The sequence below is a fragment of the Synergistaceae bacterium genome (assembly GCA_031267575.1).
Classification (GTDB): domain Bacteria; phylum Synergistota; class Synergistia; order Synergistales; family Aminobacteriaceae; genus JAIRYN01.
Genome location: JAIRYN010000049.1, coordinates 15,292 through 30,851, shown reverse-complemented (window position 1 = coordinate 30,851; position 15,560 = coordinate 15,292). Strand labels below are relative to the sequence as shown.

The 15,560-nt window shown below is 53.0% G+C and carries 13 protein-coding genes; 6 read left to right on the top strand and 7 right to left on the bottom strand.

The genetic code is table 11. The annotated features are described in order from the left end of the window. The first annotated feature begins 134 nt into the window (after positions 1-134). The 3 genes from clpB to LBJ36_07720 all read left to right on the top strand — a co-directional run bounded on the left by clpB (position 135) and on the right by LBJ36_07720 (position 5,829). Entirely contained in the window at positions 135-2,750 is a 2,616-nt protein-coding gene (gene clpB / locus LBJ36_07730) for an ATP-dependent chaperone ClpB (protein MDR1378927.1), read from the top strand. Positions 2,751-3,049: 299 nt separating this feature from the next. Next, entirely contained in the window at positions 3,050-3,970 is a 921-nt protein-coding gene (locus LBJ36_07725) for a hypothetical protein (protein MDR1378926.1), read from the top strand. Between the two features lie 128 nt (positions 3,971-4,098). Beyond that, positions 4,099-5,829 carry a PEP/pyruvate-binding domain-containing protein gene (locus LBJ36_07720; protein MDR1378925.1) on the top strand — a complete coding sequence of 577 codons (1,731 nt, stop codon included), beginning with the start codon at positions 4,099-4,101 and terminating at the stop codon, positions 5,827-5,829. Between the two features lie 122 nt (positions 5,830-5,951). Here LBJ36_07720 and LBJ36_07715 read toward each other — a convergent pair whose 3' ends face one another. The 6 genes from LBJ36_07715 to LBJ36_07690 all read right to left on the bottom strand — a co-directional run bounded on the left by LBJ36_07715 (position 5,952) and on the right by LBJ36_07690 (position 10,397). Continuing rightward, positions 5,952-6,773: a conjugal transfer protein TraX gene (locus tag LBJ36_07715; GenBank protein ID MDR1378924.1), complete on the bottom strand. Its 822-nt coding sequence runs from the start codon at positions 6,771-6,773 to the stop codon at positions 5,952-5,954. A gap of 744 nt (positions 6,774-7,517) precedes the next feature. Beyond that, on the bottom strand, positions 7,518-8,105 hold the full coding sequence (locus LBJ36_07710) for a DNA-3-methyladenine glycosylase I (GenBank protein MDR1378923.1): 588 nt from the start codon (positions 8,103-8,105) through the stop codon (positions 7,518-7,520). Beyond that, entirely contained in the window at positions 8,053-8,235 is a 183-nt protein-coding gene (locus LBJ36_07705; protein ID MDR1378922.1) for a hypothetical protein, read from the bottom strand. Before LBJ36_07705 ends, LBJ36_07710 begins: the two co-directional genes overlap by 53 nt. Beyond that, positions 8,216-8,641 carry a Fe-S cluster assembly scaffold protein NifU gene (gene nifU, locus LBJ36_07700; protein MDR1378921.1) on the bottom strand — a complete coding sequence of 142 codons (426 nt, stop codon included), beginning with the start codon at positions 8,639-8,641 and terminating at the stop codon, positions 8,216-8,218. Before nifU ends, LBJ36_07705 begins: the two co-directional genes overlap by 20 nt. A gap of 32 nt (positions 8,642-8,673) precedes the next feature. Beyond that, entirely contained in the window at positions 8,674-9,864 is a 1,191-nt protein-coding gene (nifS, locus tag LBJ36_07695; GenBank protein MDR1378920.1) for a cysteine desulfurase NifS, read from the bottom strand. 86 nt (positions 9,865-9,950) lie between these two features. Then, entirely contained in the window at positions 9,951-10,397 is a 447-nt protein-coding gene (locus tag LBJ36_07690) for an Rrf2 family transcriptional regulator (GenBank protein MDR1378919.1), read from the bottom strand. A 271-nt stretch (positions 10,398-10,668) separates the two neighbouring features. Here LBJ36_07690 and LBJ36_07685 point away from each other — a divergent pair, with 271 nt between their 5' ends. From LBJ36_07685 to LBJ36_07675, 3 genes are read left to right on the top strand one after another with little or no spacing between them, the layout of a single operon-like run. After that, on the top strand, positions 10,669-11,070 hold the full coding sequence (locus tag LBJ36_07685) for a DUF4418 family protein (GenBank protein ID MDR1378918.1): 402 nt from the start codon (positions 10,669-10,671) through the stop codon (positions 11,068-11,070). Beyond that, positions 11,067-12,290, top strand: coding sequence for an FtsX-like permease family protein (locus tag LBJ36_07680; protein MDR1378917.1), 1,224 nt, complete (start codon positions 11,067-11,069; stop codon positions 12,288-12,290). Before LBJ36_07685 ends, LBJ36_07680 begins: the two co-directional genes overlap by 4 nt. Continuing rightward, a complete protein-coding gene (locus tag LBJ36_07675) occupies positions 12,290-12,976 on the top strand; it encodes an ABC transporter ATP-binding protein (protein MDR1378916.1) in 687 nt (228 codons plus the stop codon). The genes LBJ36_07680 and LBJ36_07675 overlap by 1 nt, the downstream gene beginning before the upstream one ends. Here the strand turns inward: LBJ36_07675 and ligA are convergent. Further along, on the bottom strand, positions 12,930-14,963 hold the full coding sequence (gene ligA, locus LBJ36_07670; protein MDR1378915.1) for an NAD-dependent DNA ligase LigA: 2,034 nt from the start codon (positions 14,961-14,963) through the stop codon (positions 12,930-12,932). The genes LBJ36_07675 and ligA overlap by 47 nt on opposite strands. Positions 14,964-15,560: the final 597 nt, after the last annotated feature.

Below are 15,560 nucleotides of genomic sequence, written 5' to 3'. Positions count from 1 at the left end.
TATGGCTACTTATTATATGACTGCTTATTATACGATAAATGGCGGATTACGCTTCAATACGACGTATTTATAATTGGTCATTATTGGTCAAATAGTAATTTCAAATACAAAAAATACAAATTGGAGGTAAAGATATGGACTTCAACAAATTGACTCGAAAGAGCAAGGAGGCATTGGCCGAGGCGCAGAACATCGCTGTGTCGTACAAAAATCAGGAAGTGGATGTAGAACATCTTCTAGCGGCGTTATTGCAAGACAGAGAAGGGCTCGTTCCGCGTATGCTGCGCCGCATGAACACCGAACCGGAGGTATTGCTCCAGCTCGTTACCGGCGAAATTTCTCACAAGCCCAAGGTAACTGGCGGAGGAATGGAGGCGGGGAAGGTCTACGTGACTCAACGCTTGAACAACCTTCTGGTCAAGGCCGAGGAAAAGGCCAAGGGTCTGAAAGACGAGTACGTTTCCGTGGAACACCTTTTCATGGTCATGCTGGACGAGGGGACCGGCACGAACCTCGGCAAGATTTTGAACCGGCTGGGGCTGACGGCGGAACGCTTCCTAAAGGCTCTCACCGAGGTGCGAGGTTCTCAAAGGGTCCAGAGTGCCGACCCGGAGGCGACCTACGAAGCTCTTGAAAAGTACGGCCGTGACCTGGTGGCTACGGCACGAGAGGGAAAACTGGACCCCGTCATCGGCCGCGACGAGGAAGTACGACGCGTCATCCGCATTTTGAGCCGCAAAACCAAAAACAACCCCGTTTTGATCGGAGACCCCGGCGTGGGAAAAACGGCCATCGTGGAGGGGCTCGCTCAACGCATCGTCCGAGGTGACGTCCCTGAGGGGCTTAGAGACCGCACAGTCTTCGCGCTGGACATGGGCTCGCTGGTGGCAGGGGCAAAGTTCCGCGGCGAGTTCGAGGAGCGCCTCAAGGCGGTTCTAAACGAGGTGAAGCAAAGTAACGGGCGGATACTGCTTTTTATCGATGAACTTCACACCATCGTGGGCGCCGGAGCCGCCGAGGGTGCCGTAGACGCGGGCAACATGCTCAAGCCCATGCTGGCTAGGGGTGAACTGCACTGTATCGGCGCAACCACAGTAAACGAATACCGGAAGTACATCGAAAAGGACGCGGCTCTAGCGCGGCGTTTCCAACCCGTCCACGTGGAACAACCGGATGTAGAGGATACGATCTCCATTCTACGGGGCATACGGGAGAAGTTGCAGGTCCACCACGGCGTTCGGATTCGTGACAACGCGTTGGTGGCTGCTGCGACACTCTCCAACCGCTACATAACCGACCGGTTTTTGCCAGATAAAGCCATCGATCTGGTGGATGAGGCCTGCGCCATGATACGGACGGAGATTGATTCTCTACCCTCTGACCTAGACGCAGCCGGCCGTCGTGTGATGCAACTCGAAATTGAGGAGACGGCACTGAAGCGGGACGCGGCCGCAGACCGAAAAGACGCAGGTTCTCAAGAACGCTTGAAGACCTTACAGAAAGAATTGCAGGAAGCCAGGGAAAAAGCTGATGCTCTCCGCGCCCAGTACGACGCTGAAAAAGACGCCATCACGGGCATCCGAAAACTGCGAGCTCGTATCAACGAGGTCAAAGCGCAGATCGAAAAGGCCGAACAGGAGTACGACCTGAACAAGGTGGCCGAACTGCGCTACGGAACTCTCCAGAAGCTGGAAGGAGAGCTGAAGGGCAAAGAGGAGGCCATGACCGGCCAAGGAACCGATAGCCTGCTGCGGGAGGAGGTCACCGAAAGCGAGATCGCGGATATCATCAGTCGCTGGACGGGGATTCCCGTGACGCGTCTGGTGGAGGGCGAGCGCGAAAAGCTGCTGAAGCTCGACGAGACTCTTCATAAGCGCGTGGTCGGACAGGACGAGGCGGTGGAACTCGTGGCCGACGCGGTGCTCCGCGCCCGCAGCGGCATCAAAGACCCCCGCCGACCCATAGGATCTTTCATTTTCCTAGGTCCCACCGGAGTGGGAAAGACGGAGCTGGCGAAAACCTTAGCCGAGGCCTTGTTTGATTCCGAGGATAACCTGGTACGCGTAGATATGTCCGAATACATGGAGAAACACGCGGTCTCTCGCCTGATCGGGGCGCCTCCCGGCTATGTGGGCTACGAAGAGGGCGGGCAGTTGACCGAAGCGGTGCGGCGCCGGCCTTATTCGGTCGTCCTGTTTGATGAGATCGAGAAGGCGCACCCTGACGTATTCAATATCCTTTTGCAGATTCTGGATGACGGGCGGATCACGGACAGCCACGGACACGTGGTGGACTTTAAGAACACGGTGCTCATCATGACCAGCAACATCGGAGCGACGACGCTCCTGGAGGGTATTTCCGAAGGGGAGATCCGGGAGGAGGCGCGGAAAAGCGTCATGGAAGACCTACGTGCTTCGTTCAGGCCAGAGTTTCTGAACCGCGTGGACGACGTGCTCCTTTTCAAACCCTTGCGCAAAGAGGAGATTCGCGGTATCGTACAGTTGCTTCTAAAGGGACTTTCTTCTCGCCTAGCTAATCGTCAAATCTCGCTTTCCTTCAGCGACGAGGCTGTGGATTTTATTGCCGACGCGGGGTACGACCCCGTATATGGCGCTCGTCCCTTGAAGCGCTATATCGTGCGCAACGTAGAAACGCAGCTGGCTCGCAGTTTGATCGGAGGGGGCGTCGTGGATGGAGCTGCAGTGGAGGTAAAAGTCGAAAACGACGCATTGGTTTTTATAGTGAATTAGATAAAGAGCCTAAAGTTAGAATAGCGAAAAACCAAAGTGAATCGAGTGAAGTGCCTAAAGTTCAGAAGAGTGAAAAAACACTAATGTGTTATGTTTAGCTTTGATCAACGCAACGTTTTTTAAGTTGATTGGGTACATCTTCGAGGAAAAATCATAAAAAGGTACTGAGACCCAAGCAGAGGGTGTAAAATACGCTTCGATTGTGGTAATCTTGAAAAGTGGACGCGTCGTCGTTTGAAGTTCAGATAATGCTGTTTCGTAGTGCTCATGAAAAGAGTGTTCAAAAAGGAGGGAGCGGTTTGATTTTTGAATTGATGTCCAATGGAACGATAGCTTGCTTGCCGCAAACGGCTCTTCCTGACGGCATTCCCGATATCTCCGGTGGAGTCGTTCTTTTGTTGCCATATAACCGCTACCTTCTGGGACACTGTTTTATGCGCAACTATGAGCGATGGATCTGGGGAAAACCCGGAGGGGATCCTCAAGAAGTTTTTTTATACGAGAACGGCCCTCAGTCTCTGATTGTCGACGACGCTACTCGAGTGGTTCTCACGCCGAATGTGGTTTCCCAGATTCGCAACGCTTTGTTTTCTCAGATGCAGCCTCCCGGTGAGCATTTACCCACGGTGTTGATCCTGCGGGGCGTGTTGAAAGAGCACCCGGCCTTTAAAGACGACACAGTGGTCCAAAATGAGCCGGTTTTCTTGCAGAACATTGAAAAAGACGGCATTTTGAACATGACCTATTGGGCGGTACGTTTCGCTCTGTTTCGGGGAGAGTTTGAGGCGATCGCCCGGATCAAGACATGGTTGAGGACGGCTTCAGACCTGTTCGACGCTCAAAGCCATTCGCCCAAAATATGGTTTTCCCTCACACCGTTGCCGGGAAGCAAGGAATTGGCGGAGCTGGAGTCTCTTTCTTTTTCGCTGGACGACTTGCAGCGCATGGTGTCACAAAGCGCGCTACCTGTGATTTTATTCAGCAAGTTGAGTGGATATCTCGTGTTGTCGGATTTTGGCAACGGAGGTGGAGCGTCTTTCCGCGTGTGGGTATATTTACCAATCCCCCTCTGGAACGAACTTCGGGAACGCCGCAAACTTTCTATCCGTGACTTGGTGATTTCCGTGTGGGGATACTGTGACGCTGTCCAGGCTGTGTCGGATCGCGCTCGTTACGTTTCGCCGCCGTGTGCATGGGACACGGTCGCCGCTGGACGATAACCCCGGCGATTAATACCGCCGCCCCCGTGAGTTTGAACGTTTATCGCGATGATGTGAAAAGAGGCCCTTGACGCGAGCGCGTGTCGAGGGCCTTTCCGGTGTTCTCTTAAATCAAGGAGGTTCAATAAATGTCCGTCGAAGGTTTTTTGAGCTACGAAGGAGAAGACTATTATCGGAGCCGTGGCTGGCTTTTGGGCGGTGGTAAATGTGGAGGCAAGGCCAAGGGTCTGGCTTACGCTCACTGGAGTTTGCTGGAATCCGACCTGAAGGCGAAAGTAGACCTTCCTTTTTTGAGTCATGTGGTTTCCACCGAGGTCTTCGAGGATTTCCTGTGCGCCAATGGCCTGGAAGAGCTGTACGACGACGAGAACTGGGAAAACGTGCAAGCGCGTTTCGCGTCCGGCGCATTTTCCGATGCGTTGAAAAGGGATCTAGAGCGCATTCTCCGAGATTTTGAGACTATTGGAAATCCGCCTCTGGTCATCCGGTCCAGCTCTTTGATGGAGGACTCCGTGGATTTGGCCTTCGCAGGGAAGTACGACTCCTTTTTTTCCGCCAACATCCGAGATATAGAGTGGCGCGCCGCGAAGCTGGAGGAATGCCTCCGGGCGGTCTGGCTTTCCACATTCAACCCCTCCGCCCGAAAGTACCGGCGCAAACACGGCAAAGTTCACCGCGACGAATCCATGGCGGTCATCGTACAATCTATGGTGGGCAAAGATCGCCACAACATTTACTACCCCAAGCTGGCGGGCACGATCTTTTCGCGTATTTTCCGCCGCCCCTCCCCTCGCATCCAGAAAGAGGACGGCTTGATGTGCATCTGTTTCGGCATCGGAACGCGGGCGGTGGACAGGGGCGCGGCTCGCAGCTTCTACCTAACTAATCCCGCCTTGCGGCCTTCGGGTAACTCACCTGAAAGAATCGCGGGCTCCAGTCAGGAGTTTTTCGACTACATCGACCGGAATGAGGGCGAAATCCGCACTGGCTTCATCAGAGACTGGCTTTCCGTCTTCGCGGGCAATCACAAGGACCTGGATCAGTATATCGAGTTTTACGATGAGGACAGCGATATGCTGTTGCCCTACAGCGTCTCCTCCGCCATGGCGGGGATGCGCCCGCTGGTATCCTTTCCCGACTTCCACAAGCGGCAGAGGTATCTCTTCGACTTGGCGCGCGACTTGATCCAATTGATGGAGGGACAACTGGGTCTTCCCGTGGATATGGAATTCACCTATGACACCACAAGTAAGGACTTCCGCTTGGTTCAAATGCGTCCCTTGACCCATTTTCAGGAAATGTCCCGGGTGGCGGTTCCCAACGTCCCGATGTCGAAAATCGTTTTCCAGGGCGACCGGATGGTTAGCAACGGACGACTTAAGAACATTCCCTATTTAGTCTACGTGGAGCCGTTGAAATACCTGAGCGAATGGGACCCCTCCGGCGCGGCTCGAGCGGTAGGCACGCTGAACGACAAGTTGAAAGGCACGTCGTATATTCTGGCGGGGCCGGGGCGGTGGGGCAGTCGCAACCCGGCCATCGGCGTTCCGATCCAGTACGGCGATATCCACAACTGCGGGTGTCTGGTGGAGCTCAGCGCGCCTCAGTTCAACTTCAATCCTGAGCTTTCTTATGGGTCACATTTCTTTTTGGACATGGACTCGGACAATATCCTCTACCTTCCCGTTTTCGCTGGGCAGTCCAACAATGTCTACGCCTCGAATTGGCTCGACAACACGGAGTACGAGCTGGGTGAGCACCCGGCGGTGCGTATTTACAAGGGAAATTTTTTCGTCTACCTGGATGGAGAAAGCGAAGAGGGCCTCGTCACATGGGGCGGCGAGGCGGAACAAAGCTGACGTTTTGTTGAATTTTTGTTGAATTTTTGTTGAATTTTTATTGAATTTTTATTGAATCAAGGCGAGCCGCGCTGTAATAAAAATCAATTTGGATTTATTCAGGGAAAGGGGCAATCTTGTGTTTATTTATCGAGAATCCACGCAATGATATAAAACAAATAAATGTGCGCTGGGTAAAACACGTAAAAAAAGGCTTTATTTCCCATCCCCCGCTTGTCATTGTAGAGCAAAATAGGAATCAAGGCAAAAATCATCATCCACTGCACTCTGTAAGGTCCTGAATTGGTTATGAAAGACAGCGCGCTGAATGTGGAAAGAACAAGTGTTTGCGTAAGGCGTTTCCCCCTGCATAGATAAAACAGTATCCCTAGAACGACTGCGGGAACCCCGCCTTCGGTGGCCATGAGGTTGGGGATAAAAGAAAGAGCGACGACCGATTGCCACGTCAGCGTGTTCAGGGCAATCATAAATATCAGCGAGTAAAGAACGTGAAGGAACATCAGGAGAGCGCCTGCCACAATTTTTCTCGCCTGTTTTTCCCTGACGCCCTCGCGCAGCGTCTCGATGCAGAAAAGATAAATCGCTGTCAATAGCATGGTTCCAAACACATTGTTGATCAGCGTCACCTTGTCGTTGGGCATGGTGAAAGTCAGCGCCATATTCGCGGTATTCATGCCGATAAATCCAATGAAAAGCCGCGACAAATATTTTTTCCTGCTGCGCGTGTGGTAAAAACCCTCCGCGCACATGAAAAGGAATATCGGTAAAACGGGTCTGCCAAGCCAATGGAACCCGTATGGTGCGCCTTGTACCCAAAACATCTGATAAAGGTGGTCGAAAACCATCAAAATGACGCCGATGATTTTAACAGCGTTGCCTGTTAGCCCTTTTTTCAAGATTTCCGTTACGCCACGCGAGTTCATGAATTTCAGTTCATAAGACATTTCAAACGCTCTCCTCGATTGTTCCAGGTTTTTTATCTCAATTCACTATAGAGCGTTCTCTGTCAAAAAAAACCTACGAAACCTGTAATAAACTGTGCGCAATTCAAGCGCTGCCATATCCAGCATATTCAGGCAAGGGCTCTGCTCGGAATGGAGACCTTCGATAGAGATCTTCAATGGAGACCTTCGATAGAGATCTTCAATGGAGATCTTCGATGGAGACCTTCGATAGAGATCTTCGATGGAGACCTTCGATGGAGACCTTCGATGGAGGCCTTCGATGGAGGCCTTCGTCAGTCAGTAACGCTGACAATTGTTGGATTGTTAATTTTGACACGCTTAACCATGCGGGGCTGTAATACCCCACACTCCCGTATATATCAAGAAAACCCTCACGATACCGTCAGGCTTGAACCAAAAGGCTGTAAGAGGCTGGGGTTAATTTCTCTCAGGTCCTCGCGTCATCTTTACAATAAAGCGATTCTCATCCAACGGCTTTAGCCGTGGGAGTATGTCAAGAAACCTCTTCAAACATCGAACGTGGTAATCAAAGAGAGAGGGCTCATATGAGCCCCTTCAGTCTATTCTTCGTTATCCCGCAGAACTTATCATCCATCTTGACCCCCTTGACCCCCTTGACCCCGCATCTCGACCCCGATCCACCTTGGAGGGCGAAGATCTGCCTCGGTAGACACCACAAATAGGCCACAGCAAGCCTACATGACCTTCCAGACCGTCGGTCGGTCAATCCCCGAATAATTCCTCGTAGCGGAAGCAGCTCGTCAAATGATCATTGACCATTCCTGTGGCCTGCATGTGGGCGTAACAAACAGTTGGGCCGAAAAAAGAAAACCCCCGCTTTTTCATGTCCTTGCTGATCTTCTCGGCCAAGAGCGTAGTGGCGGGGATCTGGTTTCCCTCTGTCCAACGGTTGACAATGGGCTTTCCATCCACGAATCCCCAGAGGTACGCGCCAAAAGTGCCGTATTCCTCCGCGACTTTCAAAAATGTCCGGGCGTTCTTTACCGCGCTCTCAATTTTTGCTCTGTTGCGTATGATCCCGGCGTCGTTCATGAGGCGGGTTACATCGTCCTCGCCAAATTTGGCCACCGATTGAACGTCAAAGCCGGCGAAAGCGGCGCGATAGTTCTCGCGCCGCCTGAGAATCGTAATCCACGAAAGCCCGGCCTGGGCTCCTTCCAGAACGATGAACTCGAAAAGTTTCCTTTCGTCCTTCACCGGCACACCCCATTCTTCATCATGGTACCTTACGTACAGATCATCCGTGCCGCACCAGGGGCATCGTTGTTTTTCCGTCGCTTCCGTCTCCATCCCCGTCTTCTTTCCTGTCTTCTTTCCTGTCTTCTTTCCTGTCTTTTGCCCTGTCTTTTTCTCTATCTTTTTTCCCGTCTTTTTCCCTGTCTTTTTCCCCATCGACCGCGCTACACCGCGCAGAATTCATGATCGTGGTCGAATTCCACAATCGGAACGACATCGAGTCCTTGTTTTGCGCGATAGTCGTTGAGGGCCTTGTGAATAGCCTCCTCCGCCAGCACAGAACAGTGCATCTTGATGGGAGGCAACCCGTCAAGAGCCTCCGCCACGGCGGTGTTCGTCAGCTCCCACGCCTCGTCCACGGTCTTGCCTTTAATCATTTCCGTGGCCATGCTGGAGGAGGCGATAGCCGAAGCGCATCCGAACGTCTTGAACTTCACGTCTTCGATGACGTTGTCCTTCACCCTCAGATAGATTTTCATGATGTCGCCGCACTTAGGGTTTCCCGCCTCGCCGATTCCGTCCGGTTTTTCGATTTCTCCCACGTTGCGCGGATTGCTAAAATGGTCCATGACCTTGTCGCTGTATGCCATTTTCTACACCTCTCTAACACACGGCTGCGTTTTCATTTTTCCCCAAGGCTTTTCAGGTAGTCTTCCCACAGGGGCGACATCTCGCGTCTGTGGGCCACGATCTCCGGCAGCACACTCAAGACGTAGTCCACCTGTCCGTCGTCGGTTCCATGGCCCAGGGTCATGCGGAGGGAACCGTGAGCCTGTTCGTGCTTCAAGCCGATGGCCATCAGAACGTGAGAGGGGTCTAAAGATCCCGACGTACAGGCGCTTCCCGTGGAGGCGGAGATGCCCTTGGAGTCCAAGTCCAAAAGCAGGGTCTCGCCCTCGATTCCGATGAAACTGAAGTTCGTGTTGTTCGGCAGACGTTTTTCGCCCCGGGCGCCGTTCAGCTTCGCGTGAGGGATGGTTTTCAAGACCCCCTCAATCAATCGGTCACGCAGGCCGCTGATACGAGGCTTTTCCTGGGGCAGGTGGGCTTTCATTTTCTCGATGGCGAACCCCATGCCTATGATGCCTGCTATGTTTTCCGTACTGGCGCGCTTGCCCTTTTCCTGGCCACCGCCATGAATGAAGTTTTCCAGTTTCAGGCCCTTGCGCAGATAAAGGGCTCCCGTGCCCTTGGGGCCGTACATTTTGTGAGCGGATAAGGACATCATGTCGATACAGAGGTCTTTGACGTCAATCTCCACCTGAGCGGCGGCCTGCACAGCGTCTGTGTGAAAGAGGACGCCTTTTCTCCGGCAAAGCGCTCCAATTTCCTTGATGGGCTGAATCGTGCCGATCTCGTTGTTGGCGAACATGATAGAGACCAGAACGGTTTTATCTGTGATAGCGGCTTCGAGGTCGGCCATGCGAATACTCCCTTCCTCGTCTACGGGAAGGTATGTGACGTTGGCACTTCTCGTTTTTTCGAGATATTCCCCCGTGTGGAGAATGGCGTGGTGCTCGATCTGTGTGGTGATAATATGGTTGCCCTTAGATTGCAGCTTTTCAAAAGTTCCCTTCAGTGTCCAGTTGTCCGCCTCCGTGCCGCTGCTGGTAAAAAAAATCTCTTCCGGCAGCGCGTTCAGAGCCGCCGCCACCTGACCACGAGCCTTTTCTATGGCGGCGCGGCTTTTGGACGCGAGAGAATATATGGAAGACGGATTTCCGAAAAACTCCGTGAAATAGGGCGTCATAACGTTCAGAACCTCTGGGTCCGTCGGCGTCGTGGCGGCATAATCGAGATAGACGTTTTGCATCGCGCAACTCCCCCCTCTTGAAACTTTTCTATAAAAAATCCTTCTAAATTTCGTCAATACCGACTAAGTTTCGTCAATACCGATAATCACGCGTCGAAAAACTCCTCCTGTGTGGGCATCCTTTTGTTTTTACTGGCAATGTCCTCCAGTGTGGTGTTTTCCAAGATTTCATCCACCGATTCCTTCAACCTCTGCCAAAGCTCGTATGTACAACAGGTGGACGTCTTTCGTCTGCACCCGGCGTCCGTCTGGCAATCTCCGAAGACGATAGGTTCTCCTAAAACTTTAATGATCTCCGCCACAGTGATGTCTTTCGCGGGGCGGGCGAGAACATATCCCCCCTGCGCTCCTCGAACGCTTTTGATGAGACGCCCCCGTCGCAGTTTCACAAAAAGCTGTTCCAGATAACTCGGCGGTATTTCCTGTTTTCGCGCGATGTCGCCTACCGCCACGGGCTTGTTTTCCCCCTCTTTCTGCCCGCATAGCTCGGAAAGAGCACGAAGACCATACCGGGTAACGGTAGAGAGTTTCACCGGACACCACCTCCTTTATCGCGAGAAGAGAATATCATACTCGATAAAAAATATCAACTTTAAATTGTGATAAACCTATCGATTTTCGACGCCGACTTCTTTGCTTACCTTTATCCTGAGCTGATTGAATTGCTTCTTATGCATATTGCAAGTTGGAGTACACTAATTTACAATACGCAACGATTGATCTAAGAGGCATAAATACAAAAATTTGGATGATCTTATATGTGATTTTAACTTTGGAGCCACAAACAATAGAGGAGGCACTGGGATGAAAAATCGAATACTGAGTGGCATCGTTGCTATCGCGTTGGGGGTGGCGGTGGCTTGGGGGCCTCAGTTGGCGTTCAAAGTCTGTCAACCCATAGAGGAACGCTTCATGACGTGCCACTGGACGGCGCAGGCGGAAATCGGTGTGGGCATGTTCATTGTTCTGCTGGGTTTCTTTCTGCTTTGCTGCGCGAATCAGAGCGTCCGTTTGGGAGTTAGTTTGGGGATCTTAGGGGCGGGGGTTCTCGTGCTCTTGTTCCCTCACGTTTTGATCGGCGGTTGCCTGATGGAGGCTATGCCTTGCCGGGTGGTGGCTTTCCCCGCCCTTTCCGTCCTGGGCGTGCTCACGGTGACAGGTTCGGTGGCAAACCTCTATTATTTGAGCAGACAGAGAGGCAGATGACTGAGATGGAGCCGCGTTTCGGAACTTTCGATTTTGTTTTCTGCAACCTCAAGCGCAGACCCTTTCGGACGGCGTGCCTTGTGATTCTCGTGGCGGCGTTGTCTTTCATGTCTTTTGGGGGATCCCTTATCGCCTATGGCCTGATGAAGGGAGCGGAGAACATGTCCAAGCGCCTGGGAGCGGACATGATGGTCGTTCCCAGCGGCTACGAAAACGCCGTGTCGGGAATTTTGCTCCGCAGCGAGCCTAGCACTCTGAGCATTGACGAGGGTTGGACGGAGAAAATCGCCTCTGTGGAAGGGGTATCGATCGTCTCGCCTCAACTGCTGGTCGCTTCGCTTAACGCGGACTGCTGTTCATCTCCAGTTCAGATTGTGGGTTATGACCCGGAAACGGATTTTATCGTCGGGCCTTGGGTGAGGACTTTTTTCTTGGGGGCTGTCTCGGCTGGAGAGATTATCGTCGGAAATGCCATCGACGCCAAGGTGGGAAGCCCCCTCAAATTTTTCGACCGCGAGTATCGGGTGGCGGCCCGTCTCGAAAGAACAGGAATGGGATTCGACGCCTGCGTTTTCATGGACCTCGACACCGCCAGGAGAGCTGCCCGCGACCTTATCAGCAAGGGGGGTAAGGTTTCCTTTTCCGCCGGAGCGGTGTCTTCCATCTTTTTGCGCATCTCCGACGGATACACCATCGACCAAGTGATGAGAAATATTCACGGTCAATATGGTTATGGAGGCAACGGCATCGCTATCGTCCCTACTCGGCTTTTTGTCAGAAACATCGCGGCCGGGCTAAACAGGTTATTTTCTTTTTTTGTGGCCCTAGAGGCCGTCATTTGGATCTTGGTGGTTCTGGTACTGGGCATCGTGTTTTCCGTCACCATCAACGAACGGAGCAGGGAGTTCGGGATCTTCCGGTCTCTGGGCGCGACGCGGGGGCAAATCGCGTGGCTTGTCCTGTTCGAGTCGGGGATTGTCGGCCTGTACGGCGGCGTGCTAGGTACGTTTTTTTCGGGGCTGCTGGTGTTGCCTTTCAGGATCTACATCGGCAGAATCCTGAACATGCCCTACGTACAGGCTTCTGTGGGAACCATAACGCTCATTTTTGCTGCGAGCTTCCTATTGTCCTTTTCTGTGGGACCTCTGGCCGCCCTGGCCTCGTCGATCAGGGCCGGCAATAGGGATGTGTACGCGGTGATCCGAGGGGGTGAAGCCTGATGAGTCTGCTTCTCGAAGCCCGTTCCCTGACAAAGGAATACAAGCGCGGCGACCGGCCTTTTTTAGCGGTGGACGACGTGTCGCTGCAAGTGGAGACAGGGGAGTTCGCCTGTATCGTGGGGCATTCGGGCAGCGGAAAGAGCACGCTGCTCAATATGCTGGCGGGGATGGCCTCTCCCACGTCGGGAGCGGTGGTTTTCATGGGGCGTGATTACTCCGCCATGACCGACGGAGAATTGTCGCGGCAGAGAGGCTCGAAGATAGGGTATATCATGCAGGGTCACTGTGTTCTTCCAAACTTTACCGTGTCACAAAACGTCATGATCCCCAATTACTTCCACAACAGCTCTCTCCATCCAGAGGGGAGGGCCAGTCTACTCCTCGAAAAAACGGGGATCGGGCATCTGGCGTCCCAATACCCCTCCAACCTTTCCGGTGGTGAGTTGAGGCGTGTCTCCATCGCCAGATCGCTTTTCAGCGCGCCCGACCTTTTGATTGCCGACGAGCCCACAGGCGATTTGGACGCGGAAACGACGGCGGAAATCATGGCACTTTTTTCCTCCATCAGGGAGGAGGGGACCTCTATTTTGATGGTGACCCACGAGTTGGATCTGCTTCAAGGGGTGGATCGCCGTTACGTCATGGAGTCGGGGCGCTTGATGGAGATGAAGGTGTCGGGAGCATAGCCAGAAACTCTGTCTCGTCGATAACGCGGACCCCCAGTGTTTTCGCTTTTTCCAGCTTCGAGCCGGCCTTTTCTCCTGCCACTACTAAAGACGTCTTGGCGCTGACGTTGCTTGTCACCTTGCCGCCTAGTTCCTTCACGCGTTTTGCGGCCTCGTCACGAATGACGGAGCGAAGCCCCCCCGTAAACACCACAGTCATTCCCGAAAAAGGCCCCTTGAAAATCTCCTCTCGCGAGGTCCGCGAGGTCCGCGAGGTCCTGGTTGTCTCGGTCATATTGACACCGTTTTCCTCGAACCGTTTCAAAAGCTCCAGGTTAGCAGGGTCGCGAAAAAAAGCCTCCACTGATGAGGCGATCACGGGCCCAATGCCGTTCACGAGAGCCAGATCTTCCTCGGAGACGTTTCTCAAGGCCTCCATCGACCCGAAATGATCGGCCAGAATGTCGGCGACCTTGTCCCCCACGAAGCGGATTCCCAGTCCGGTGATCAACGCTGACAGAGGGCGCTTCTTCGAGTTATCGATGGCCTCCACCAACTTTTGAGCAGATTTTTCTCCCATTCGGTCCAGGTTCTCCAGATCCTCTTTTGTCAAGGTGTAGATGTCGGCCAGGCTTCGGACGATTTGTTTCTCTACGAGCTGTTCAGCCAACTTGTCCCCCAGTCCTCGGATATCCATGCCCCCACGAGAGACGAAATAATGAAGGCCCTCTTTCAACTGAGCTGGGCAGGAGGCTCGGTTGGGACAACGCACCGCTACCTCGCCGGGCAGACGCGCGGTGGGCGAACCACAGGCGGGGCATTTTTTCGGCATCTCGAAGGGAACTTCCGCGCCAGTTCGGGCGTCCTGGTCCACGTCTACGATCTCTGGAATAATCTCTCCCGCCTTGTGAACCTTGACCCTGTCTCCCACCCGGATGTCTTTGCGTTTCACCTCGTCTTCATTGTGGAGCCCCGCCCGCTGAACCATGGTGCCCCCCACACGAAACGGCTCCAAGTTCGCCACGGGAGTCAGCGCCCCTGTACGCCCCACGGAGATATCGATGCTCAATACCCGTGTAAACACGACCTCCGGCGGGTATTTAAAGGCAATGGCCCACCGCGGGGCGTGAGAGGTCGAGCCCAGGCGATCCCAAAGGGCAATATCGTCCAACTTGATGACCACGCCGTCCGTAACGTAGTTCAAACCGAAACGGTCTTCCCGCCACTTTTCTATGAAAATCTTCATGTCTTCCATAGAAGAACAACAAGCCCAGGTTTCTTGAGTTGGAAATCCCTGGTTGGTCAACCAACGCAGTACGTCGCTTTGCTGGCTAATACCTCGCCCTTCAGCATCGACCACGTAGTATAAAAATATGGAGAGCCCCCGGGAAGCCGTGATTTTGGAGTCCAGTTGGCGCAGACTCCCTGCTGCGGCGTTGCGCGGGTTGGCGAAGGGAGGGGTCTCGTTGTCCTCACGAACCCGGTTCAGCTCGGCGAATCGCTCACGGGTGATCAGCACTTCACCTCGTACCTCCAGCCTACCAGGAACGGGGGTTTTTAGTCGCAAAGGCAGGGTCTTGATGGTGCGCAGGTTTTCCGTCACGTCCTCGCCGACCCGGCCATCTCCGCGTGTGGCTCCTCGCGCGAAGATCCCATCTTCGTAAATCAGCGAGACGGCAAGTCCGTCGATTTTCATTTCACACACGAACGTTTTTTTCTCGCCGGTTGCCGTTTCCAGACGATCCACGAAGGCCCGCAGCTCATCTTCATCGAAAACGTTATCTAAGGAGAGCATGGGATGTTCATGTTCGACTTTCGTGAACTTCTCCAATACCGCTCCCCCCACGCGCTTCGTGGGCGAGTCGTTTCGCGCCAATTCGGGATGTTCCCGCTCCAGGGTCAGAAGCTCACGCAGAAGCGCGTCATACTCCGCGTCAGGGATGATGGGACTATTTTCCTGGTGATAGAGTCGCCCGTGGCGTTCTAGTTCATCGTAAAGCTCGGTCATGCGGCGATTGTCGAACTGGCTTGCCACAACGTCCTCGCGACCGAAGTTTTTGTCTGATAACACTCTCATCCCTCCAGAATTTCACGGCTATTTTCTAAGCTATTTTCTAAAAAGTGGAGGCAGACGCTCACTTGAGGGTTTTTTGCTTATATGGACGCACACTCTATAAGCCCCAAAAATTTAGGCGTTTTGGATACTCTTTTATGTTCTATAGTATATTATTTCGGGAAGCTCGTAAAGTGTGAAGCCGTAAAATGTAAAACCATAAAATGTGAAGTATTGAAGTCAGCGCAAAGTTCTTTTGTAAATGGGCACGATCTGCCGGTCATCAGGAAGCGTGTACGGACATATTTTGATCGGATAGACCGGTTTGCCGTTACTTCCATAACGACGGGATATTGTCGTTCAAATCGGTATCGGCCCCCATGAAACTGTGCCTCGATTTTGACGTCATCCAAGTGAGGCGGCATATCGATCAGGTCAACCAGGTCAACCAGGTCAACGTCCTTGCAGATTATTATAGCCTTCCAAAACAAGTTTTGTAAACGTTCAAGCTCATTGAGTAGAGGCTTGCCTGAATACGACAATCATGTAAAA